The sequence below is a fragment of the Streptomyces sp. CAU 1734 genome, assembly GCF_039888735.1.
Classification (GTDB): Bacteria; Actinomycetota; Actinomycetes; order Streptomycetales; family Streptomycetaceae; genus Streptomyces.
Genome location: NZ_JBDQQP010000019.1, coordinates 80809 through 104151, shown reverse-complemented (window position 1 = coordinate 104151; position 23343 = coordinate 80809). Strand labels below are relative to the sequence as shown.

Annotated in this window: 18 protein-coding genes and 2 CRISPR repeat arrays; of the genes, 10 read left to right on the top strand and 8 right to left on the bottom strand. The window is 70.1% G+C overall.

Going from position 1 to position 23343, the window contains the following annotated elements; translation table 11 throughout:
• Positions 1-152: 152 nt before the first annotated feature.
• The 6 genes from AAFN69_RS29920 to AAFN69_RS29895 all read right to left on the bottom strand — a co-directional run bounded on the left by AAFN69_RS29920 (position 153) and on the right by AAFN69_RS29895 (position 5950).
• Positions 153-3344: a hypothetical protein gene (locus AAFN69_RS29920; RefSeq protein ID WP_347732004.1), complete on the bottom strand. Its 3192-nt coding sequence runs from the start codon at positions 3342-3344 to the stop codon at positions 153-155.
• Between the two features lie 144 nt (positions 3345-3488).
• Positions 3489-3866 carry a hypothetical protein gene (locus AAFN69_RS29915; protein WP_347732003.1) on the bottom strand — a complete coding sequence of 126 codons (378 nt, stop codon included), beginning with the start codon at positions 3864-3866 and terminating at the stop codon, positions 3489-3491.
• Positions 3867-4059: 193 nt separating this feature from the next.
• Positions 4060-4215, bottom strand: coding sequence for a hypothetical protein (locus AAFN69_RS29910; RefSeq protein WP_347732002.1), 156 nt, complete (start codon positions 4213-4215; stop codon positions 4060-4062).
• A complete protein-coding gene (locus tag AAFN69_RS29905) occupies positions 4212-4427 on the bottom strand; it encodes a hypothetical protein (protein ID WP_347732001.1) in 216 nt (71 codons plus the stop codon). The genes AAFN69_RS29910 and AAFN69_RS29905 overlap by 4 nt, the downstream gene beginning before the upstream one ends.
• Before the next feature lie 204 nt (positions 4428-4631).
• Complete coding sequence (locus AAFN69_RS29900; RefSeq protein WP_347732000.1) at positions 4632-4967, bottom strand: hypothetical protein; 336 nt, start codon at positions 4965-4967, stop codon at positions 4632-4634.
• Positions 4968-5548: 581 nt separating this feature from the next.
• Positions 5549-5950: a hypothetical protein gene (locus AAFN69_RS29895; protein WP_347731999.1), complete on the bottom strand. Its 402-nt coding sequence runs from the start codon at positions 5948-5950 to the stop codon at positions 5549-5551.
• A 262-nt stretch (positions 5951-6212) separates the two neighbouring features.
• On the opposite strand from AAFN69_RS29895, the gene AAFN69_RS29890 reads away from it, so the two are divergent.
• From AAFN69_RS29890 to AAFN69_RS29880, 3 genes are all read left to right on the top strand, one after another.
• Positions 6213-6965: a GntR family transcriptional regulator gene (locus AAFN69_RS29890; protein ID WP_347731998.1), complete on the top strand. Its 753-nt coding sequence runs from the start codon at positions 6213-6215 to the stop codon at positions 6963-6965.
• 181 nt (positions 6966-7146) lie between these two features.
• Positions 7147-8184 carry an AAA family ATPase gene (locus AAFN69_RS29885; RefSeq protein WP_347731997.1) on the top strand — a complete coding sequence of 346 codons (1038 nt, stop codon included), beginning with the start codon at positions 7147-7149 and terminating at the stop codon, positions 8182-8184.
• Positions 8181-8735 carry a guanylate kinase gene (locus AAFN69_RS29880; protein WP_347731996.1) on the top strand — a complete coding sequence of 185 codons (555 nt, stop codon included), beginning with the start codon at positions 8181-8183 and terminating at the stop codon, positions 8733-8735. The genes AAFN69_RS29885 and AAFN69_RS29880 overlap by 4 nt, the downstream gene beginning before the upstream one ends.
• A 7-nt stretch (positions 8736-8742) precedes the next feature.
• On the opposite strand, the gene AAFN69_RS29875 is transcribed toward AAFN69_RS29880, so the two are convergent.
• Positions 8743-9582, bottom strand: coding sequence for a DUF1932 domain-containing protein (locus tag AAFN69_RS29875; protein WP_347731995.1), 840 nt, complete (start codon positions 9580-9582; stop codon positions 8743-8745).
• Between the two features lie 4 nt (positions 9583-9586).
• Positions 9587-10237 carry an HAD-IA family hydrolase gene (locus AAFN69_RS29870; protein WP_347731994.1) on the bottom strand — a complete coding sequence of 217 codons (651 nt, stop codon included), beginning with the start codon at positions 10235-10237 and terminating at the stop codon, positions 9587-9589.
• Between the two features lie 114 nt (positions 10238-10351).
• On the opposite strand from AAFN69_RS29870, the gene AAFN69_RS29865 reads away from it, so the two are divergent.
• The 7 genes from AAFN69_RS29865 to AAFN69_RS29835 all read left to right on the top strand — a co-directional run bounded on the left by AAFN69_RS29865 (position 10352) and on the right by AAFN69_RS29835 (position 21610).
• Complete coding sequence (locus AAFN69_RS29865) at positions 10352-10660, top strand: helix-turn-helix transcriptional regulator (RefSeq protein ID WP_347731993.1); 309 nt, start codon at positions 10352-10354, stop codon at positions 10658-10660.
• Positions 10661-11612: 952 nt separating this feature from the next.
• Entirely contained in the window at positions 11613-14207 is a 2595-nt protein-coding gene (locus tag AAFN69_RS29860; RefSeq protein ID WP_347731992.1) for a hypothetical protein, read from the top strand.
• A gap of 784 nt (positions 14208-14991) precedes the next feature.
• A CRISPR array of direct repeats spans positions 14992-15812; the repeat unit is 28 nt; unit sequence GTCCGCCCCGCCCGCGCGGGGGTCGTTC.
• Between the two features lie 60 nt (positions 15813-15872).
• Positions 15873-16457, top strand: a complete 585-nt coding sequence (locus tag AAFN69_RS29855) for an SMI1/KNR4 family protein (protein WP_347731991.1) — start codon at positions 15873-15875, stop codon at positions 16455-16457.
• A gap of 285 nt (positions 16458-16742) precedes the next feature.
• A complete protein-coding gene (locus AAFN69_RS29850) occupies positions 16743-17051 on the top strand; it encodes a transposase (RefSeq protein ID WP_347731990.1) in 309 nt (102 codons plus the stop codon).
• A gap of 41 nt (positions 17052-17092) precedes the next feature.
• A complete protein-coding gene (locus AAFN69_RS29845; RefSeq protein WP_347731989.1) occupies positions 17093-17968 on the top strand; it encodes an IS3 family transposase in 876 nt (291 codons plus the stop codon).
• A 2134-nt stretch (positions 17969-20102) separates the two neighbouring features.
• On the top strand, positions 20103-20282 hold the full coding sequence (locus AAFN69_RS29840) for a hypothetical protein (protein WP_347731988.1): 180 nt from the start codon (positions 20103-20105) through the stop codon (positions 20280-20282).
• Positions 20283-21058: 776 nt separating this feature from the next.
• Positions 21059-21610: a Uma2 family endonuclease gene (locus AAFN69_RS29835; protein ID WP_347732059.1), complete on the top strand. Its 552-nt coding sequence runs from the start codon at positions 21059-21061 to the stop codon at positions 21608-21610.
• Positions 21611-22970: 1360 nt separating this feature from the next.
• A CRISPR array of direct repeats spans positions 22971-23242; the repeat unit is 28 nt; unit sequence GTCGTCCCCGCCCGCGCGGGGGTAGCTC.
• Between the last annotated feature and the right edge of the window lie 101 nt (positions 23243-23343).

Sequence of the window (23343 nt, the reverse complement as noted above, 5' to 3'; positions counted from 1 at the left end):
GCTGCGGCGGGCCCTGGAAAGCGGCCGCAGCACTCGGGTCGGCCTGGCGGCCGTCGCCATCCCCGCCCTGCTGACCGCAGGGCGGGGGTGACGACGCGGCGTCAGGAACGGTCCGGACCGCGCCCGGACCGTGTGCGGTCCGGACCGGTCGGTCAGAAGGCGGCGGTGCGCTGTTTGAGTGCGGCGGCGATCTGTCCGGCCCGGTCCGTGGCGATGGTCCCCCCGGCGGTCCGGACCTCGGCGGCGATGTTGGACCGGTTCAGCGGCAGGTCCTTGGACCGGAGCCGGTCCAGCGCCGTGCGCTCCAGGTCCGTGAGCGTGATGACGGTCCGGTCCGGACCGCCGCGCCCGGACTGGTCCGTCTCCAGGTCCGGGTGCGTACGCGGTCCGGACCGGTCTGCGGCAGATGCGGCCGGTCCGGAGTCGGCGGTGCGGACGGTCAGGCCGTGTCCGGCGGGGCCGGTCCCGGTGGCGGGCAGCGCCCGCGCGTTCCGGTCCGGACCGTCCGTCCGGTCCAGGTCAGCGCCGGTGTGGTGGTCCGGACCGGCTTCGAGTGCGAGCGCCGGACCGCTCTCACGGTCCGGACCGAACGCGGTCCGGACCGGCCCGTGGACCGCGTGTTCGCCCCACAGACCGGGGCGGACCGGACCGGCGTTGTGCGGACCGGGGTGGACCGGGCCGGCCGTTCGGAGGGTGTGGGACGGTCCGGACCGGTCCGTGCGGGTGAGGGTGAGGACCGCGGGGATGGCGGCCGGACCGTGATCGCCGGTCCGGACCCGGGGGACCACCACGCGCTGGAGGGTATGTCCGGACCGGACCGCCCTGCGGTCCGCGAGCTTTGCCCGGCGGACCGACCTGCGGTCCGTGAGCCGGACCTGAGCCGCGGTCCACGCCCGGTCCAGTGTGGTCAGCTCCGCGTCGGTGATCGCCAGCGACCACGCGGTCCAGGCGTGCTTCGGGTAGCGGAACCAGCGCACGATCCCGATGGAGGGCCGGGCGGTGGCGACCTTGCCGTCGGCGCGGAGCTTGCGACGGTGGATCAGGGAGGCGTACAGCTCCCACAAGATCATTCCCACGATGCTCATGGCGGCGAAGGCCACCGCCTTCGGGGTGAAGTGCCAGTAGGTGATCTGCTCCGTCCAGATCTCCTTCTTCGCGTCCCAGACCCGGGTGCCCTCCTCCGGCATCCCGGAGGCGTGCCAGTAGTTCATGACGGCCGCCCCGAGGGCGAAGATCCACGTGCTGATGCGGTAGACGGTGCCAGCGTCGGAGTCCTTGCGGGCCTGGTGGTACATCCACCCGACGAAAGCCGTGCTCAATTCCCATGCGGCGGCAAACAAGATGGTGAACGGCATGACCCAGCCGAGGATGTCCTCGGCAAACCCGGCCTGGCCCGTCCACGCAACGGCCATCGGGGCGGTGATCGGACCGACCACCATCAGCCGCTCGGCGTTGACCTTCACGAACTGTTTCACGCGGTCCGCGACGGCTGGCCTCCCGACACGATCCGCGGCCCGTAGCTCCCGGACCTTCGCCTTGCGGGCCTCCTTCGCGTCCCGGCGCTCCCCTCTGGCCTGGAGCTTGAGGCGCTTGCGTTCCAGTGCCCGCTCGGTGCGGTCGGTGGCGCGCTTCATCCGGGCGGCGGCCTCGGCAACCATGTCGTCGGCGGCCTTCAGCGTGACGTCCGCGTCCGCTTCCCGCAGCCGGGCCCGCGCCAGGGCCTGCTCGGCTTCCTCAAGGTCCGCGTCCCGCTTGGTACGGGCCGCGGTCAGGAGGCGGTCGGCCTCCTCACGGGCGGTGCGGGTCAGCCGCTCGGCGTCCTCGGCCGCCGTCGCCCGCAGCCGGCCGATGTCCTCCTTGGCCAGCGCGCGTGTACGAGCCGCGTCTGCACGGGACACCTCCCGCTCGCGGGCGGCGTCCTCACGCAGCTCGGCCGCCGCCTTCTCCGCACTGGCCTTCACCTGCGCGGCCTGGGCGTCCACGCTCTCGCGCACCCGGTCGGCCTCGCCCCGCGCCTGCTCCAGGAGCTGTTCGGCGTCGGTGGCCGCGCGGGCGCGGGTCTCCCTGACGGTGCGCTCCGCCGCCTCGAGAAGTTCGGTGCGCGCGGTCTCCGCGTCGGCGAGGGCCTTCGCCGCGGACTGCGTGGCCTCGGTGCGGACCCGCTCCGCCTGCGCGGCCGCCGTGGTGGTGACCTCTTCGGCCCGGCGGCGCGCGTCGGCAAGCAGCCGCTCCGCCCCGGCCGCGACCTCATCGGCCGCGGTCCGTGCCTCGGCAAGCAGCCGGTCGGCCTCGGTCCGGGCTGCGGAAAGCAGCTGATCGGCGCGGGCCGCGGCGGCCGCCGTCGCCTCATCGGCGTGCTGGCGCGCGTCTGCGCGCAGCCGGGCCGCGTCATCCTCGGCACCGGCCATCAGCGCGCCCGCTGCTGCCTGTGCCTCACCGCGGATGCGGTCTGCGTCGGCCCGGCATTCGTCGGCCGCGCTGTTCGCCTCTGCGGTGAGCCGCTGTGCTTCGGCGGCTGCGGACTCCAGGACGGTGCGGGCCCGGTGTTCGGCACCGGCGAGCAGCCGGTCGGCCCCGGTCCGGGCGGTCGTGCCGAGCTCGTACGCCTGGCGGGCTGCGAGGATCCGGTGACGGGTGGCCTTCTGGGCCGCTTCCGCGCGCAACACGCTGGCCTCCGCCAGCAGCGCGTCAGCCTGGCTCCGGGCCGCGGACAGGGCCCGGTCCGCGTCCTCGCGGGCGAGCCCGGTCTGCTCGGCGAGGGTCCGGGCGGTGTCGGCCACGAGGTCGGTGATGTCCGCCGCACGGTCCCGCGCGTCGGCCAGGTACTCGACGGCGCCGGCCCGGGCGGTGTCGGCGGCGTCCCGGGTGATGCGCTCCGCGTCGGCCACCACCAGGAGCGCCCGGTCGTGGGCGCTGTCCAGGAGTTCGGCCGCGCGGGCCTCGCCGTCGGCGAGCAGCTGCTCGGCCGTCGCGTCAGCCTCGGCACGGACTTGGTCGGCGTCGGACTGGGCGGCGGCCAGGAAACGGGACTGCTCGCTCGCGGCGGTCTCGGTGATCGAGGCCGCCTCGGTGCGGGCGCCGTCGAGCAGCTCGGCGGCTTGCTGCTCGCCGTCGGCGACGATCCCTACGGCGGTGTCGGCGGCCTGGTCGCGGATGTCGGCGGCGCGGTCGGCGGCGTCGGCCCAGACCGGGTCGGCCTCCGGGTACACCAGCACCGTCTCCTCGGGAGCAGCGGCCTGGGCGGGGATGGAAACCGGCGTCGAAGCCTTGGCGCGCGAGTTGCGGGGCTTCGTGGCCGGGGCGGCCTGGCGCTGGCGGCGGGGGGTGGCGGTCTTGGGGGCCACAGGCTTGTCCTCTCTTTTTTGTTGTGGCGCCTCCGTGCAAGAGGCCACCGTGGTTCGGTGTCGGTGGGTAGGGTCGTGACCAGGTCCTCCGGATCCCCGGCAGCTTGAATGCCGGGGATCCGGAGGGCCGTCTGCGTGAGGTGGTCAGTGCCGGGCGGGCAGCGTGCTGCTGTCCTGTCCGAGGTGCCGGCGCAGCCAGGCGACGGCGGCCGGGGTCATCGCCCCGGTGTCCGGCTCGCTCAGCGGCGCGGTGTCGATGTCGTGCATCGCGTCCGCCGCCGGGAGCGGCCGCATGTAGTCGGGGTCGATCCCGGCGCGGACGCGGCTGGCGCTCAGCTCCACCAGGTCGTAGAGGAGCTTGCCGGTGTCGGCGTGCCGCCAGGAGCGCTCCACCCGGCCGACGAACGTGTGGCCGGGCAGGCCGAGCCAGAACCGTTCGGCGTCTCGGACCAGGACCATGTCGCCCTTGATGTAGGCGGCTCGCGCTGTCGCGGCCTGCTGTGTGTGCGGCTGGTCGGCCATGTGTGTCCTTCCGTAGGAGTGCACCGGATCCGGGCATATCCCGGGCCGGAGGTGCGTAAAAGCCGGCCGCCCGTCAGGCGGGCGGCCGGCCGGCCTTCCAGTGGTGCAGGGAAGCGGACAGGAATCTGTGATCCGCTCCCGCCAGGCGGGCCCGGTCAGTCGCGGGCCAAGCGGCGGGGGAAAAGGCAGTTGGTCAGCCGAAGTTCGGGGTGCCGGTGTCGAGGCGGTTCAGGACTGCGGTCTCCAGCGCCTGATGGACCCCGGCGAGGACGGTGTCCACCGCAGTGCCGGAACTCGGGCCGGTATCCGCGTCGGGTTCCGGCACGGGGACCGTGCTGGGATCGGTCATGAGTGCTCCAGAGGTCGGGGCGGGGGATGGAGCGCGGCGACGCGATGTCCGGCGTCCCACGCCCTGGCGGCCGTCGTGGCGGCGAGCGCGAGCAGGGCGTGGGTGGCCGGGTGGGCCAGGCCGTGGAGGGCGATGGCCCGCAGCGCGTGGTGCTGGGCATCCCGCGCGGTGACGATGGGGATCAGCAACCGTCCGGAATGCAGAAGGCGCACGAGTCGCTGCTGTCGCCGGTGTTGAGGCAGTTGCAGTTCGGGCACGTCCACGATCCGAGGGCCCGGATGAGTCGACGGATGGTCGTCAGCATGGTGAGTCCTCTCGGAATCAGTGGTTGGGGCAGCGCTTGAGGTGGTCGTCGACCTGGTTACGGCACATCCAGCACTGCCATGCCAGGGTCGCCAGGCGGCGGAGCCGACGGTTCACCGGACGGCGGCTTCCGTGCCGGGGCGGGCCCACATCTCATCGAGGGTGCGCCGGGCCTGGCGGCCGAGACGGGCCGCCCGCCGGTCGCCGTCGGCGACGAGGTGCCGCACGAGACGGTGGAACCGGGCCTCGGGCTCCGGCTCGTTGCTGTAGCCGGTGCCGTCGGGGCCGCTGGTGTCCTCCTCTCGCTGGATGGCCTCTCCCGTCTCCCCGAACGTCGCCCCGGCTCGCACGCCGAGAGTGACCAGGGAAAAGGGGTTGGAGTCGCGGAGCGGGGTGCCGCTGAAGGGGGAGACGGCCGGAACCGGCCGTGAGAGCATCGTTGTCTGCACAGGTGTTCCTTTCGAGGGTTGGCCTGTGCGCGCCGCCCCGGGCTCCTATCCCAGGGCGGCGCACCTGTGTTCGGGGTGTCCTGCTGTACCCCCCGCGGGCACCAGACACGAATCGCGGCTGGTGCCCGCAGGTAGCGCAGGGCTACCTGGGTGGATGGCGCGGCAGCGGCTGCTCCCCAGCAGCCGCTGCCAGATCTCGGGGAGACGCGGACCGCGGGCCGTCCGGGAGATCCGTCCGGGCGGTCAGTGCGGTAAAGGTGTGCCGCGTCGTTCTTGACGTCGCGAGGGTGTCGACCCTCGCGATGGGTCTCCACTCATCCCCGGCCGGTGCATTCACGGCCGGTACTGCGGTGGTGGATGAATCACACTGTGGAGTTCTCAAAGAACGAACGCTTCCTTCGGACCCTTCCGAGGGCCCTCCGGGCGTTTCCGCCTGCTCTCGTCTCTGGGCTCGCGCCTGGCGTGGCCCGCCGACGATGGGTCGGTCTGCGCAGGTGGGGACCGAGATCCGGCTCCCTCATCCGGCGCCGCCAGGGGCGGTTCCGGGTGGGAGAGCCGGGTCCGCGAGGGACCCGGCTGAGCTATGCCGCGAGCGGCAAGGACGTGACACCGGCCGACGGTGTGATGCACAGGTGCGCGGCGTGGGGGAGGAGCACGTCGACCAGGAGCTCGCGCACCAGCTCGGTGATCGACGGGTCGGCCGCAAGGATGTCCCGCGCTGCCTCCCGCCGCGCCCTGGACTCCGCGATGACCTCGTCGCGGGCCTTGGTCTTGCCCTTCTTCACCGCAGCCGCGACGTCCCATCGGGCCAGCTCGTCCGTGGTCACCAGGCTGTACATCTCCAGCGGCGTTCCGAAGGCGATGTCCATGTCCACGTGGTCGAAGTTGGCGAGCGGCACATCGACCGCTTCCAAGAGCACGAGCGTCTCTGCGTCGAAGGTCTCGGTGGCGAGGCTGAGGGCGGGGTGGCGGGTGACGTTCATGGGGTGGTGCTCCTCTCTGACGTGCTGAGCTCGGAAGGCGTCCCGATGGCGAGTGGACAGAGCGAAGCAGCGCCCTTCGGCGCCCCCGCTCTCACCTCGTTAGCGAGGTTCGCATTGCTTCAGTACAGCGAAGCTCGTTAACGATGTCAAGGAGCACGTTAACGAGGTACGCTCTCCCGGTAACTTTGCCGTACGCCGAGACACCCTTGCCGGGTCCTCGATAGCCAGCCGCCGTAGGATCGCTAACGAGGTAGGGAGACGTATGGCGAGTGAGACGGGCCCGCAGCGGCCCAAGTACCAGCGGATTGCCGACGACCTGAAGGCAGCGATCGAGTCGGGCGAGTACGAGCCTGGCCATCGATTGCCAGGCGAGAGCGCGCTCGCTGCTCGGTACGAAGTTGCCGTTCTCACCGCCCGCCAGGCGCTCAAGATCCTGCGGATCGAGGGCTTGGTGGAATCGAAGAAGGGCGCCGGTGCCCGCGTCATCGAGTTCCGCCCAATCCGACGCCATGGCATCCAACGACTCGCGCGTGAGCAGTGGGGTGCTGGCAAATCCATTTGGTCCGCCGACGAGGAACGGCCCGTCACGATCGATGTCCGGGTCGACAGCGTGCCAGTCCCCGCGCACATCGCCCGCATGCTGGAGCTCGATGAAGACGAGCCCGTATGCGCCAGGTCCCGTCGCTTTGTGCTGGACGGTAGGCCGGTCATGCTCGCGACCTCCTACCTGCCTCTTGAGCTGGCCGAAGGCACCGCGATCATGCGTGTCGACACTGGAGAAGGCGGTACGTACGCCCGGCTCGCTGAGCTTGGCCACGGACCTATGCACTTCCGCGAGGAGATCCGCTGCAGACTCCCCGTCGCTGAAGAAGCCGAGGGACTGGCCATGCCCCTGGAGCGTCCCGTCATCAAGCTCTGTCGAACGGCCTACGACGCAGACCTCCGCGCGGTCGAGGTGAACGAAATGACCATGGACAGTGCGGCATACGTCTTGGAGTACGCGTTCGACGCCTGAGCCCTGGAACTCGCCCACTGCAACCCCTTCATAACTGCTCGCCGTGTGGGGGCCATCACACTCGCGCTGGGCATGACGCAACATCACAGCGGCTTGTCGAAGCCTGTGCACACCCGCATTCACGGGTTTTCAACATCCGCGTACACATGAGATTCGAGGCCAGCGCCCTAGGCTCGCGGCCATGACAATGACGGAGGGGCAGAGGGTGGGGAAGCACCGAGCGGGATGGCGGCCAGACCGGTTGCGTGAACAGCGCGAGGCTCATGGCCTGACGCTAGAGAAGGCCGGCGAACGCCTTCGCCAGGTGGCCGAGCAGGCCAGGCTCAAGGGCATTCCGGCGGCGAATCCCCAGACTTTGTGGCAGCACGAGCAGGGCGAGGTCTACCCGGGTCCGCATTACCGGCGTGCCTACTGTCTTCTCTATCGGGCAACCGAGCCCGACCTTGGCTTCCGCACCGCTCTGCCAGGTGAGGAGAGCTCCTTCAAGATCACGCCGATGGACGACCGGCTCAATGGCGCGCACGTCTTGGCCGTTGAGCGGGCGATTCACCGCATCGCGCCTGGCAGTGAAGAAGCTGACCACTTCGCTCTGCAGCAGCGGATCATCGATGCCTGGAAGCGCCGTCACACCGGCGGCGACCCGCATCGACCGGTACTGATCCTCGTCGGAGGGTACGCGGGCAGTGGAAAGACCGAGCTGGCCCGCTTCTTGGTGCAGCTCACGGGATGGCCATTGCTGGACAAGGACCCGCTGACCCGCCCGCTGGTGGAACGCCTCTTGGTCGCGCTGGGCGGCGACGCGAATGACCGGCACACGGATCTCTACCGGAAGAACGTTCGGCCGGTGGAGTACGACTGCCTGATGCAGGCGGCCATGGCAAACATCCGGTGCGGAATCAGCACGGTGCTGAGCGCGCCGTTCATCGCGGAATTGACAGATCCGGCCTGGATGCAGCGCTTGGCCAATCGCGCGGGGTCATTGGGCGTCGACGTCTTCCCGGTGTGGGTCCGCTGCGACGAGGAGTCGATGCGCGAGTACATCGGATTCCGCTCTGCGGCCCGGGACGCGTGGAAGCTGGCGCGGTGGGAGGAGTACATGGCCACGATCGATCTGGAGCTGCGTCCGGCGGTTCCGCACCTGGTGGTGGACAACAGGTTGGGGACTGCGGTGACCCTCGCGGACCAGGCCCGGCAGGCGATAGGGGCGATGAACGCGTGAAGCCGAAGCAGGGCGTGATCCTGTACGGCCCGCCGGCGGCGGGCAAGGACACCGTGACCGCCGCGCTCACCGAGCTGCACTCGAGGTACGCGCAGTTCGCACGGCTCAAGGTGGGGGCGGGCAAGGCCGCCGGCTACCGGATGGGCACAGCGGAGCAGCTGCGCGCACTGAAGGCCGCGGGCGACGTCGTCTATGCGAACGCGCGGTACGGCAACACGTACGTGATCGACCGGCCCGGCGTCGACGCGGCGTTCACGGCCGGGGTCCCCGTGGTGCATCTCGGCCAGGTCGATGGCATCCGCGCGCTGGTCGAGGGCTACCCTGCCGACTGGTCGGTGGTGCTGCTGTGGTGCCCGCGCGAGGTGACCGAGCAGCGGTCGGCGGGGCGCGGCGACAGCGACACCGCGGCGCGCCTGATGGCGTGGGATGCGACCCGTGAGGACTTGGACGCGCACCCGGGCATGACCTGGGACCTGACTGTCGACACCACGGCGGCATCTCCGCAGGACGCAGCGCGGCTCATCGAACAGCTGCTGGCGCAGCAGGCATGAGCGCGGGCTACGGCTGGGCGAGTCGGTCTAGGGCGTCGGTGAGCGTGAGCTCGCCGTCGTCCTTGGCCTCGTGCCACCGTGCCAGCGTGGACGCGGCCGCGCGCAGCATCTCCGACGGAAGGCCAGCGGCCGTAAGCGCGTCGGCGGCTTCCTCCAGCTCCGGGCCCCATCGCCAGGCGCGGGCTGCGGTCTTGGCGACGTACTGCGGCTCGGAAAGGTACGAGTCGGTGCGCCGTGAGGCGACCTCGATGAGCTCCTGGTCGACGCCATACTCGCGCGCCATCCCGAGGGCGAGCGCCACCAGCACCCGTGAGGTCTTCTGGAACGCGGCGTACGACAGCTTCAGCGCGGATGCCTTCCCCACCTCTGTGCCCAGCATCGCTGTCCGGACGGCGGTGCCCGTGAACAGCGCCTCGATGCGGGCGGTCGCAGCGGCGGGCCCGGAGAGGTGCAGGGTCGGCGTCTTGCCGCCAACCGGTGGGGAGCCGACGACGCCGCCGTCCACGACGGTCGCGGCCGGTTCGAGCAGCGCGGCGATCCGCTGTGCCCGCTCGGGATTGATGGCGTTCGCCTCCACGTATATCCCGGTGAAGGAGTGAGCGGCGACGTCGCGGGCCACGTCTTCGGCTGCGGCTGGCGGGCAGAGGCTGATGACGATGTCGCTGCGGTCCAGCAGTTCGGACAGCGCGCCCACGGGCGTCAGGCCGAACCGAGTGGCTCGTTCTACGGACGCGGCGCTGCGCCCGGTCTCGCACCAGAGGACTGCGTCAGCGTTGGTCGCGGCGCAGGCGGCGACGGCGGCGCCCATGCTGCCGGGGTGGAGGATGCCGACGGTCGGCTGGTCCACGGTGCTACTCCGGGGTCTCGTTGAGCAGGATGGTGATGGCGTCGGTGGCGTCATCGACGACGTGGTGTGCAGCGGGAAGTCCGTCGGGCCATGGTCGGCCGCGCAGCCAGATGGTGCGCAGGCCGGCTTGGTGGCCGCCTCCGATGTCTCCGATCGGGTTGTCGCCGATCATCCAGCCGCCGTCCGCGAGGCTCCGACCGCACCGGGTGGCCGCGAGTTCGAAGAGTCGCCGGTCCGGCTTGCGGATCCCAAGGTCGCCCGAGGCGGCGACGCCGTCGACCAAGTCGGAGAGACCGGTTCCGGCAAGTTTGGCGCGCTGGATGTCGCTGGCCCCGTTGGTGACGATGCCGATTGTCCAGGCGGCCGCGCGCAGGTGGGCCAAGCCCTCAAGGACGTCGGGGCGGCAGGTGACGGCGGCCGACATGAGGTCGACGTATTCCTGCCACAGATCCGCAGCCGACGCCTCCAGGCCATAGGTGTCCCGCAGCCGGGCGAAGTCGTTGACGGTCGCGCGATCGGCCAGCTCGATGCGCAGCCACAGTTCGGCGTCTGGGGAGAGAGCGCGGGATCGGCACAGGCGTGTCAACGCGTCGCTGAGCGCCGACTGCCGGTCGGCCAGCGTCCCGTCCAAATCGAAAAGCGCGAGTCGGTGCACGGTCCCGGACCCTACCGGGCGTCGGACGCAGCACCGTTCACGGCAGCGGCGCACCTTCACCGGAGATCAAATGGTGTATGTTTCAGAGATCGATCGATCATGGGAGCCTGCGCTATGTCCGACCCGGACCGCCTGAAGCGGGTTGATGCCCTGCTCGACGGCCTGGACGATGTCCTGCCGCCGCCACTCGTTCGCGCTCAGCTACGCCTCGCCGCGAACCTCACGCAGCAAGACATCGCGGACGCGGTCGGCGTGAAGCGCCTGGCCGTAGTGCGTTGGGAACTGGGCAAGAGCAACCCCCGGCGCCCGCAGCGCACTGCTTACATCCACCTGCTCAAGCGGCTCGCAGAGCGATTCCCCAGGGCCGCTGAGCTGAATGAGGGCACGCCGACGCCAGCCTCGGATTCAAGGGGGTCGGGGTGACGTAGACGCCACCGGCCGCGCGGCCATCTTGCGGACTGACAATCCGCTTCGGCCAGCGCGGCCCTTCACACCGACTGGGCGTGACACCTCAGTTCGGCTACTCAATCCCGGTTGACGCCGGTCCTGAGCTTCGGCTCATCGAGCCAGTTCATCTCTGTACTACCCCGCCTTCGACAAGCGGGTCGGCCCCCTGACAAGGGCCTTGTAACACCAGCACGACCCGGCCGCTGACAACGGCCACGTCCCGCCGATCTGCGGGGCCCCGTGACAGGGGCCCTGCGGTTCACCGAGATCAAGAGGAGAGGAGAAAACTCCCACCACCCGATCCAGGCCCGCCCTCATCTCACGAAGGGGGCGGTACCCGACACATCCACACATCCGGTTCGGCCGAGCCCAAGGGCTCTGGTCGGTCCAGCCATATGGAGAGCAGGTTGTTTCTCATAGTGCCTGAAGTGGTGTCCCCTTGTCAGCTTGACCTTGTCCGTTTCAGCCCTGTTCAGGCGCGGCGGCCTTCCCGTGTGACGGAATCGGCGTACGGTTCATCCACTTTTTTCCGTTTCATGCCGGAAGAGGGTTTTCCGGTAGGAAGCTACAAGCGGGGTGCTTTCGGAGGGGGCGCACCGGGCTCGGTCGCGGCGTCGGCCGTCCGGCTCGTGCACCCGCTCGCGGACGTCGTCCGCAACTCCGTCGGCGGGAGCTTCCTCGGGGGCGGCTTCCCGTGTGGCAGGACGCGATCCGAGGTTGTTGCCCGCCCGGCGGGAGGGACGGGGGCAATCGGAGCTCACCAGCTTCAGTCCACAGGGCTCCTGGTGCAGGGTCGTCGCGTGGATCAGGAGTCGAGCGTTTCGGCTGCTCAGAGGAGTGTCCGCCCCGGCGTGCAGACCGGCCCCGTGCAGACGCAGAAGATCGCCGCCCGTACGACTTCCGGTGCCCTCGCCGGGGCGGTGGGCCGGTGAGCGCCGTGGCGGCAGCGGCCGCACTCCCGCGGCCCCGTATTTTCGCCAGCGAGGCTGCGCGCCGTCGGCTGCGGTCGGTCCCGGATCAGGCCGGGCCGGTCGTGCCGCTGAAGGTGGGCAACCCGCTCCAGCTGACGGAGACGATGCGCACCCGGCTGCTCACCGCAGTACGCGCCCTGGTGTCCGACCCCGCCCTGGACGGGGCGGGTGACCCCGCGCGCCTGGCGGCGGTGGTGCTGATGGCGAAGGCTCAGGTCGCGAAGGACTACTGCACCACGATCACCGCGAAGGAGCTCGGTCGGTGGGTCGGACTGAAGCCGTCCCGGATCGCCCACCACGTCCTTCCGCAGCTGCGCGACCGTGGCGTGCTCGGGTCGAACGAGACGGTCAGCCCGGCTGGCAGAATGACGGGCCTGGAGTGCTGGGTGATCCCGATGTACCGGGCGCAGCACGGCGGGGACCGTCGGCACGCCTTGGCCCTGTCGCGGGTGGAACTGATCGTGCTCCTGAAGCTGATCGAGACCCTGTTCGCGCCAGGCTGGACGCACAAGGACGGCCGGACGACTCCGGCCGGGATGCTCGCGGACCGTACGGGGCGCGGGGCGGCGACGGACCGGCTCGGGCTGCTGCTTATGGTGCTGTCGTCGAACGCAAAGGGCTGGCTGCGGCTGTGCTCGGGCAGCGTGGACACCGAGCGGGGCCGTCCGGCGGCGACGGCTGCCCGGCTGCTGGGCTGCTCGCCGGCGGGCGGGGCGAAGCTGCTGTCCCGGCTCCAGGAGCAGGACGTGCTGTCGGTCGACCGGCGCGAGACCGTGTCGGGACTGAACACCCGTAGCCGGGTCCGGCTACTGCCGGTCGCCAGAGCGCACGGGATCGCCGTCCGGGAGGCCCGGAAGGTCGCCGACGCCATGTTTTCAGACCTCGCCGTTACTGCATCCGGAGATCATGAGGCGACGGTTGAGGCTGTGCCCCCTGTGGTTACTTGCGTCCGGGGCGCCGGGGCGGGCTTGGAGGCCGATTCGGCAGACCGCGCCGATGCTGCACACCTTCACGCCTCTCACGCTTCTGTGGTTACTCCCATCTTTTCCCTCTCGCTCTCTGGTGGTTTTTCCGGCGAATGCCGTGGTGCGAAGAGCCGTCGGCCGGAGCGCGTGTGCGCGGGCGAGGGCCTGGCCATCGACGGCCAGGCCGCCGTTGCCGGGAACGGCAAGCCAGTGGCTCAGGGCGGCCCGCTGCGCGGGGAAAAGCCGGGGGAGTCCCCCGTTGTTGAGCGGGTGGGGCAGCGGGCTGCCGGGGCTGGCGCCGGTGGCCGGCCGAAGGCGGGAGGGTGGGAAAACGCGCAGCAGCGGAAGCGGGGGGCCCTGCCTGCCGCTCTTCGTCTGCGGGTGGCTCTGGAGCCGGTGGCGTGGCTGTGGGAGCGGCTATCGGGGTGGCAGCAGGACCAGGTGGAGGCCGCCGCGAGGGCGGAACTGGCACAGCTGGCGGGCCTGGGAGTGGCGCCGGAGGGTGCGCCGCGGCTGCTGGCCGACCGGCTCACCAACCGGCTGGCGGAGACCGGCGGCGAGGCCTTGGTCGGCAAGCCGTTCCCGTGGCTGATCCGGCGGGGTCTGCCCCAGCGGCAGGCGTGCTCGCACCGCAAGTGCGACGACGGGATCCGGCTCGACACCGGGCAGGACTGCGAGAACTGCGCCAACGTCATCCACATCCGCCGCGGCTGGCGGACCCGGGCCGCAGCCGATGTCGACCGGGAACAGCCCGGTCTCGGTGAGAACGCACGCTCGCACGCCGTCGAGGCCCGCCTGCGTGAGTACGCCGCGCTGGAGGCGGAGGACTTCGCCTGGCGTCAGGAGCAGGCCCGCGCGGAACATACCCGGCGCGATGAGGCCCGTGCGGCAGCCGCTGAGAAGCAGGAGCGCGAACGCGCGGCCACGGCCGCCGCCGACGTGGTCCGCCAGGCGCTGGCGTGCCAGGACTGCGGGCGCGGCCGGTCGGCCGGGCTGTGCGAGGAGTGCGACCACCGCCGTCAGACCGAGGCCCTGATCGATGAGGCCGGTCTCCTCGCGGCGGCCGGGTCCGCCGATCTGAGCGACCCGGGCAGCATCGCGGCTGCCGTTGCCGGGGCCCGCACGGCCATCGGCGCCCGCAGCGCCGCCGCGTGGCAGGAGTTCCTGCAGATCACCGACGTGGCCACCCTGGAGGCCAATCCTCAGGCCGCTGAGGACGCGTACGCGTTCACCGCGTTCCAGGCCGCACAGCAGGCCGTCGGCGAGTACCAGGACGACGCTCTGGCGATGCTGGGCCGCGCCCAGGAGGCCGAGGCCGAGGCCCGGCGTGCGTACCAGACCGAGCAGAACCGGCGCTGGTTCCAGCGCAACCCGAACGGTGCGGACGCTGTTGCCGCGGCGACGAAGGCCGCCGATATGGCGAGGGAGCGTGCTGCCGAGTACCTGCTGACGGCACGGCTGAAGCAACTGCGCGAGCGGTCCGCCGACCGCACCGAGCAGACCGCAACCGTGTCGTGGACGGACCGGCTGCCCGAACTCGCCGCCCGGCCACTGGATGGCCACACCACCGGGGCGATGATCGCATAACCACCGAGCTGAGCCGCGTCGACCTCACCCGCCAGGCCCTGACCGTCGCCTGGGAAGCGACGAGGCCAGCTGGAACTCCCTGCCCCCGTCCCTGCTCTGTTTTGCTCTGCCGAGTAGGGGAACTGACGGCACAGCGGCCATCCGGATGGATACCGTGCTACAGAACCCGGTGACACTCACACCGACACAGACACCTGGGAGAGGGTTCTGAAGCATGTAAAGCAAAACAGCATGATCACGTGACAACACCCCAGGTCACGAAGTGTCGTCCCCGCCCGCGCGGGGGTAGTTCTTCCCCTTCCAGGACGCGGCCCGCGCCTTCGCCGTCGTCCCCGCCCGCGCGGGGGTAGTTCCGGCACGGCGCCACCGGCACCGGCAGCGGCCGGGTCGTCCCCGCCCGCGCGGGGGTAGTTCTCAGTGCGGTCAGAGAGCCGATGGTGAGCGACAGTCGTCCCCGCCCGCGCGGGGCTCGTTCGGCCGGTCGCTTCAGTCGCTGCCGGCCCGGTGGTTCGTACCCGCCCGCGCGAGTTGGCTCCAGGACGTCATGCTGTCGCCACCAGGCGATTTCCGTTCCGTGGGTCGATCGGCTGGCAGAGCTCGGCGCCGGCCCTCTGGACGACAACACCACCGGGACAGTGGCTGTCCGACCGGCGACTTGGAGACGAGTATTCGCCGAGTTCACTCCCAGGGAGTGCCACGGACGCCGGGCCCAGTAGGCTCGACCCGCGCAACCCAAGTGCATGAAAACAGCATGATCACAATGCAACACCCCAGGTCACGAAGTGTCCGCCCCGCCCGCGCGGGGGTCGTTCCCCGGACCACGTCGAGGACTTCTCCAGTCCGATGTCCGCCCCGCCTGCGCGGGGGTCGTTCTCCTGCGCGGCCCACAGCGGCAGCACGCGGCACGTCCGCCCCGCCCGCGCGGGGGTCGTTCCTGACGCACCATCAGAGAACGTCCGGCACACCAGTCCGCCCCGCCCGCGCGGGGGTCGTTCCATGCAGGTCAGCGAGGGGGAACCGGCCCGGAAGTCCGCCCCGCCCGCGCGGGGGTCGTTCTCGCCGCGGACCGCCGGTACAGCATCGTGAACAGTCCGCCCCGCCCGCGCGGGGGTCGTTCGGGCATCACCGCCCTTGAGCTGGCCGCCATCGCGTCCGCCCCGCCCGCGCGGGGGTCGTTCTCTGCATGTGCTCCTCGATGGCGGGCTCACGCAGTCCGCCCCGCCCGCGCGGGGGTCGTTCTCCGGACCGGTATGAAGGTGCTCGTCGGGCGGGGTCCGCCCCGCCCGCGCGGGGGTCGTTCTGCACCCCCGGCCGTCCGGGGTGCCCCTCAGGTGTCCGCCCCGCCCGCGCGGGGGTCGTTCGCGGCGGCGCGTGGTACCCGGCCCTCACCCATCGTCCGCCCCGCCCGCGCGGGGGTCGTTCGACGATCGCGAAGAATCTCGGCGCCCGCCTTGAGTCCGCCCCGCCCGCGCGGGGGTAGCTCCACGTCACGGTCGTACCCGGTGCGCACCGGCCCGTCCGCCCCGCCCGCGTGGGGGTAGCTCGGACACTTATGCCCGATCTGCCGCCGGGCAGCAGTCCGCCCCGCCTGCGCGGGGGTAGCTCAGTCGCGAAGAAGCGCCGAGCCTCCGAAGCAACAACCCTTCCCCACTACAGTTCCGGCTCGTGACCGATGCCACCCACCGCACTGCTGCGGACGACGACGCGCTTCTGGAGAAACTGCACGCACTCGCATGGGGCGCCGGAGGCGCAATCCCCTCCCGCAGAAGCCTCCCCGACAAGCCCTTCCCGCCTGTCACGCTCGCCGAAGTCGAGCACGCGGAACAGAAGCTCGGGTATCGGCTGCCCGAGTTGCTTCGGCGCATCTACACCGAGATCGGTGACGGAGGATTCGGGCCGGATGGCGGCCTAGCATCACTGATACCGCGCAGCATTCCGCACTGGCACGTCCAGGACTGGCACTGCGCAACCGCCGTCCACGACCAGCGGCCAGAATGGGGGCCACCGGCGTCGTGGTTCTTCCTGACGGGTGGCGGCTGCACCATGGAGTGGCACGTCTCCCTGATAGCGATCGACAACCCAGTGCTCCTCTGGGACGCCGACGGTTGGGAACCAGACTGGGGCCAGAACCCTCACGATGGCCTGCGCTACGCGGCACCGTCTCTGCGCCAATGGCTGTGGACCTGGGCGGATGGAAGGGACGTGTGGGACGAGGCGCTGGTGCAGATCAAGAAGGACGTCAGCAACTGAACGTGACCCACGCGGCGATCCCCATGGGCAAGGAAAACGCAGAGTAAGTCTGCACAGAGCACCCTCCTCACAGGTCGAATCACTTTGCGTTCCTGAGGTCACAGCCCCTTCTGAATGCAGAGATAAATCTCATGGGACACGCGCCCCCGGCCCGCCGGCGCTGGATGCTCGCTCCGCCTGCGCGGGGGTGGCTCCAGGACGATCGTGCTGTCGCCATGAGGTTCCCCCGGGATGCGGGAAGTGGTGACAGGGGGTCAGATGGGTGTCATGAGAGGAGCTCAGACGATGCCTGCACCGAGGAAATATCCGCCGGAGTTGCGTGAGCGTGCTGTCCGGATGTATCGCACCACCGAGCCGAAGCCGGTGATCCGGCGGATGGCCGAGGAACTCGGCGTGCACCACGAGGCCCTGCGGAACTGGATCCGTCAGGCTGAGGCCGACGCCGGTGAACGAGGCGACTTGCTCACGACCGCTGAGCGCGAGGAACTGGCCGTTCTGCGGAAGGAGAATGTCCAGCTCAAGCGGGCGAACGAGGTCCTGCGGACGGCCTCGGCTTTTTTCGCGGCCCAGCTCGACCCGACCCGGCCCAGGTAACCGCGCTCCTCGACGAGCACCCGCACCTGGGGGTCGAGCACGTGCTCCGGGAACTTCACATCCCCTCCACCACTTACTATCGCCGGCGCCGGGCCGAGTCCGAGCCGTGCGAGCGACGCCGGCGGGACGTCGAGCTGACGGAATGGATCCGCAAAATCCACGACGACTCCGGCGGGATCTACGGCTCCCCGCGCGTTCACGCCGTCCTCAGACGCGAGGGCACCCGCGTGGGCCGCAAACGCGTGGAGCGTCTCATGCGCCAGGCCGGCCTCGCCGGGATCAGCCCCCGTCGGGCCAAAGGATTCACCCGCCGCGACCCGAACGCGGAACTGGCCCCCGACCTGGTCGAGCGTGACTTCACCGCAGCCGTCCCGAACCGGCTCTGGGTCACCGACCTGACCATGATCACGACCCTGGAGGGCCCGCTGTGGCTCTCCGCGATCCGCGACGCGTTCTCCCGCCGGGTCGTCGCCTGGGAAACCTCCGCCCGCGCGGACGCGGACCTGGTCCTGACCACGCTGGAGTACGCCCTGGCCAGCCGCGAAGTCACCCCCGGCGAACTCATTCACCACGCCGACCACGGCTGCCAATACACATCCGTGAAACTCACAACACGCCTGGTCAGAGCCGGTATCCAGGCATCCATGGGCTCGGTCGGCGACAGCTACGACAACGCCCTCGCGGAGAACCTGTGGATGCTCATCAAGACCGAATGCGTCCGCGACCGCGTCTTCGCCACACGAGCCGAGGCAAACCTCGCGCTCTTCCGGTATCTCGACGGCTTCTACAACCCACGCCGCATCCAGAAACGACTCGGCTACCTCAGCCCCATCGAATTCGAGGAGAAGCACTACGCCAACCAGGCAACGACCGAACCAGTGAACCTGAAACCACGTCAACCCATCCCGACCAGCTAGTCAGCACCTCCCGCACAGCGGGGGAACCTCACCACCAGGCGAAGTCTGTTCCGTGGGTCGATCGGCTGGCAGAGCTCGGCGCCGGCCCTCTGGACGACAACACCACCGGGACAGTGGCTGTCCGACCGGCGACTTGGAAACGGGCACTCACCGGGTTCACTCCCAGGGAGTGCCACGGACGCCGGGACCGGTAGGCTCGACCCGCGCAACCCAAGTGCATGAAAACAGCATGATCACGATGCAACACCCCAGGTCAAGAAGTGTCCGCCCCGCCCACGCGGGGGTCGTTCCCCGCCCGTCTCCCACGGCCACTTGATGCGCCGGTCCGCCCCGCCCACGCGGGGGTCGTTCCGTCGAGGGGTTGGCTCCGCAAGCCCGGGCCAGGTCGTCCCCGCCCGCGCGGGGGTCGTTCGGTCAGGTCTGGGTCAGCCGCGGCCGTGGTGGTGTCGTCCCCGCCCGCGCGGGGGTCGTTCCCACGATGGTGTCGCCGGGGCGGGCGTAGTCGAGTCGTCCCCGCCCGCGCGGGGTGGCTCCAGGACGTCGTGCTGCCATCACTTGGCGAAGTCCGTTCTGTGGGTCGGCCGGCTGGCAGAGCTCGGCGCCGGCCCTCTGGACGACAACACCACCGGGACAGTGGTTGTCCGATCGGCGACTTGGAGACGGGTATTCGCCGGGTTTCCTCCCGGGGAGTGCCGCGGACGCCGGGCCCGGTAGGCTCGACCCGCGAAACGCAGGTGAATGTAAACAGCATGATCACGATGCACACCCCAGGTCACGAAGTGTCCGCCCCGCCCACGCGGGGGTCGTTCGGCGCGGCCGGGGTGCTCTAACACCCTGGTCACGTCCGCCCCCCGCCCACGCGGGGGTCGTTCGTGGCAGAAGATCGCGCGGGAGCACGTCGCCGCGTCCGCCCCGCCCGCGCGGGGCTCGTTCGGCCGGTCGCTTCAGTCGCTGCCGGCCCGGTGGTTCGTACCCGCCCGCGCGAGTTGGCTCCAGGACGTCATGCTGTCGCCACTTGGCGATGTCCGTTCCGTGGGTCGATCGGCTGGCAGAGCTCGGCGCCGGCCCTCTGGACGACAACACCACCGGGACGGTGGTTGTCCGACCGGCGACTCGGAGACAGGCATTCACCGGGTTCACTCCCAGGGAGTGCCACGGACGCCGGGACCGGTAGGCTCGACCCGCCAAACGCAAGTGAATGAAAACAGCATGATCACAATGCAACACCCCAGGTCACGAAGGGTCCGCCCCGCCCGCGCGGGGGTCGTTCGGTGGGGTCTCAGGCACACGATCTTTTCGAGCGTCCGCCCCGCCCGCGCGGGGGTCGTTCTCTCGGTCGCCTCGGTGGAGAGGTTCCTCCGCGGTCCGCCCCGCCCGCGCGGGGGTAGCTCTCGTTGCGCGCGCGTTGGTGCGTCAGTCATGCGGTCGTCCCCGCCCGCGCGGGGGTAGCTCCCTCGGCTGAGGGGCGCGGCGTGCACCAGCTGGGTCCGCCCCGCCTGCGCGGGGGTAGCTCCTCCATGATCTTTTCGTCCATTACCGGGTTCGTGTCCGCCCCGCCTGCGCGGGGGTAGCTCGTGCCGGTTCCCGTCCACTCCGTCGGCGTTGCCGTCCGCCCCGCCTGCGCGGGGGTCGTTCCTGCTGTGCGCTGAGGCGCAGCTCGCTGATGTGGTCCGCCCCGCCCGCGCGGGGGTCGTTCGCCCGGCCCCAGTCCTAGTCCTACCGCGTCGTCCCCGCCCGCGCGGGGCTCAGCCCAACGTGTGCCCAGTGCTCACTGATGTGTGACTGCGGGGATCCCCCCAGGAATCCGACTGCGACTCTGTGGCGAGCTTGCTGGATATTGCGTCTGGATAGCCGATAAATGGACAATCTTCACACATTCGAACAGTTCCGAAATGGGTGGATATAAAAGTTTCAGGTGAGCCGCTTAAGTGGCCAGCGAGCTAAGCAACATGCCTCAAGCCGGTAGCGAGCTTGGCAACGGGGTGGCTGACTACCGTTACTGGTTCGCCTCGCCGAGGTTCCAGCGCTCTAGGGTCGTCATCCCACTGGACGTCACCGGAGGCCACCTCATCCCAGGTGGCCTCCGGTGACGTCCAGCCACGATCACGGCACTAGACCAAAGGAAGGCACGTCCATGGAACCAGAGAGGTGGCGCGGCATCAGCGTCAAATGGACGCGCCCCGGTTTGCCCGATCTTGCTGTGGCCTCTGCTCTCTACTACCTGCTCAGTCTGCAGCCGGAGATTCCCGGGATCATCGCCAGCACCGTAGCTGTCATTTCACTTCGCTGCCTTCATTTGAGCCGAGTTGTCTGAAGGCAGTGTCAGGCCCGCTGGTGCTTCTTGAGCAGCGGCTCCTTCATGAGAGTTCTCCGCACCGACGGGCCTGACGTTCCTCCCTCACTCGTTACTCACCTGGCTTGCATGACGACCGCTTCAAAACGATGCAGAGTTGGGTCGTGTCTCTGCTGCACTCTGCCGCCCGGCAGACTGGTCCACGAAAATGATCGGAGAGACACTTCCGCCCCGCCCACGCGGGGGTAGCTCTCGGCTCACCTGCAACTTCGCAGGTTCAGAAGCATCGTCCCCGCCTGCGCGGGGGTCGTTCCACGACCGGCAAGTCCCGCTCGATGGCCTGCTCGTCCGCCCCGCCCGCGCGGGGGTAGCTCGGGACCACGGCCTGCGCCCAGTGAGGGCCCGGTATCCGCCCCGCCCGCGCGGGGGTAGCTCCCTGGCGATCGGCGGGGACGACGGCCTGTTCGTATCCGCCCCGCCCGCGCGGGGGTCGTTCTTGGGCGGTGTATGCCTCACGGGGGATGACAGGGTCGTCCCCGCCCGCGCGAGGGTCGTTCTTGACCCTGCGTTCAGCCGGCCACCACGGACGGGTCCGCCCCGACCGCGCGGGGGTTGTTCGCGGTTCTACACCTCCTGAAGGAGCCCCCATGAGTCGTCCCCGCCTGCGCGGGGTCTCCTGCGCGGAGACCGAGCCCTTCCACGGCCGGTATCTCGTTGCGGGGGACACCGGCCTTCTTTGCGAGGCACACTGGCTGTGCTGTCGATGAGGAGGTGGAGGAGTGAGCGTTGCCAGCTTTATGCACCACCACGGCCCCTGGACCGTCACTGATGTCCTGGCTCTGCCGGAGGACCGTTCCGTGCGATACGAGCTCCTGGGGGAGTCCCTCGTGATGTCCCCAGCCCCGGGCCTGCGACATCAGCGCGCCAGCTACCGGCTCCACGTCGCTCTCGACGCCGCCGCCCAGGCCGCCGACGCCCCGGTCGAGGTACTCGAGGCGATCAACGTCATCCTGCCCTCCGGCCTCGTCGTCCCCGACATCGTCGTCGCCGATGCCGGCGCGACCGCCGAAGACACCGTCAGCATCGACGCCGAAGCCGTCCAGCTCATCGTCGAACTCGTCTCGCCCGGCAACAAGACCATGGACCGCAAACTCAAGCCCCTGCTATACGCCGAAGCCGCCATCCCCCACTACTGGCGCCTCGAGTTCGACCCAGCCCCCCGTCTCATCATCAGCGAACTCGACAGCGGCCGATACGTCGAAAAGGCCATCGCACTCCCCGGGACCGTCACCCGGATCGACACCCCCTTCCCCATGAAAATCGATCCAGCCGGAATCACCCAGCAGTAGACACCCACCACAACAACCCGGCAACCGCCCCACAGCAGATAAAGCAAAACAGCATGATCACGCGACAACACCCCAGATCACGAAGCATCCGCCCCGCCCACGCGGGGGTAGCTCGACGCAATCGGCATGGGGCGTCGGCGAGAAGTCGTCCGCCCCGCCTGCGCGGGGGTAGCTCCCCATTCAGCGAGTTTCATGTTTCCTCTTTCCGGTCCGTCCCGCCTGCGCGGGGGTAGCTCGCCCCACGCGATCGGCTGAATCTGCCGGGTGCTGTCGTCCCCGCCCGCGCGGGGTCGTTCAACCGGCAGCCACCCCGACACCGCCGCCTGACCATCCGCCCCGCCCGCGCGGGGATGGCTCCAGGGCGTCGTGCTGCCGCCACTTGGCGAAGTCCGTTCCGTGGGTCGGCCGGCTGGCAGAGCTCGCCGCCGGCCTTCTTGACCACAACACCACCGGGCCAGTGGTTATCCGAACGGCAACTTGGAGACGGGTATTCGCCGGGTTCACTCCCAGGGAGTGCCGCGGACGCCGGGCCCGGTAGGCTCGACCCGCGAAACGCAGGTGAATGAAAACAGCATGATCACGACGCAAAACCCCAGGTCACGAAGCGTCCGCCCCGCCCACGCGGGGGTAGCTCCCGCACCGTCGTGCTCGGACTCGCCTCGCTCCAGTCCGCCCCGCCCACGCGGGGGTAGCTCTCCGTCCGGCCTCGTGCCGCCAGCACACCGGGCGTCCGCCCCGCCCACGCGGGGGTAGCTCGAGCACGGTGGCGTACATCCCGCTGGTGGCGGCGTCCGCCCCGCCCACGCGGGGGTAGCTCCGACGACGGCCTGATGCGCGAGTCCCGGGCGATGTCCGCCCCGCCCACGCGGGGGTAGCTCCTGCACGCGGTGGGGTCTCCGGGGCTCGACCCGGTCCGCCCCGCCCACGCGGGGGTAGCTCGACCTGGCTCATGAGGCCATCCGTCCGTTGAGGGTCCGCCCCGCCTGCGCGGGGGTCGTTCTCTTCGAGACCTGTGCTCACGAGGCCGGTCTCGGTCCGCCCCGCCTGCGCGGGGTCGTTCGTTCACGATCTTCCGGCCGGCGCCGACCAGCCAGTCGTCCCTGCCCGCGCGGGGCGAGACGGCATTGACCTCCTGGTGCTCGGCCCTCCACCGGAGAGGCGCCGGCCGGCTGCGATAGCAGCGAACACGCTGCTGTCCCGTCTGCTCCTCTGTATAGAGAAACTGACAGCACAGTGACCATCCAGATGGATACCGTGAACCCGGTGACACTCACGCTGGCACAGACACCTGAGAGCAGGCGGCCTGAAGCATGTAAAGCAAAACAGCATGATCACGCGACAACACCCCAGGTCACAAGGTGTCGTCCCCGCCCGCGCGGGGGTAGCTCGAGGCGGGTCGGGTCTCGGCCGGATGGATCACGGTCGTCCCCGCCCGCGCGGGGGTAGCTCCAGCTCACCGGCCGGCGGTCGGCCGGTGAGCCGGTCGTCCCCGCCCGCGCGCGGGTAGCTCGGGCGTCTACCCCGAGGCCGGGATCCAGATGTCGTCGTCCCCGCCCGCGCGGGGGTAGCTCCCGCACCATCGCCCGGGACATGCAGCCGCTCAAGTCGTCCCCGCCCGCGCGGGGGTAGCTCTCAGAATGAGGTCGTGAGGCGGCGAGGTGTATGGGGCGCCGTCGGTTGAGGCGGGGCCCTGTCGGGTCTTCCCTATTCTGTTCTGTCGCGGCTTGGCCCAG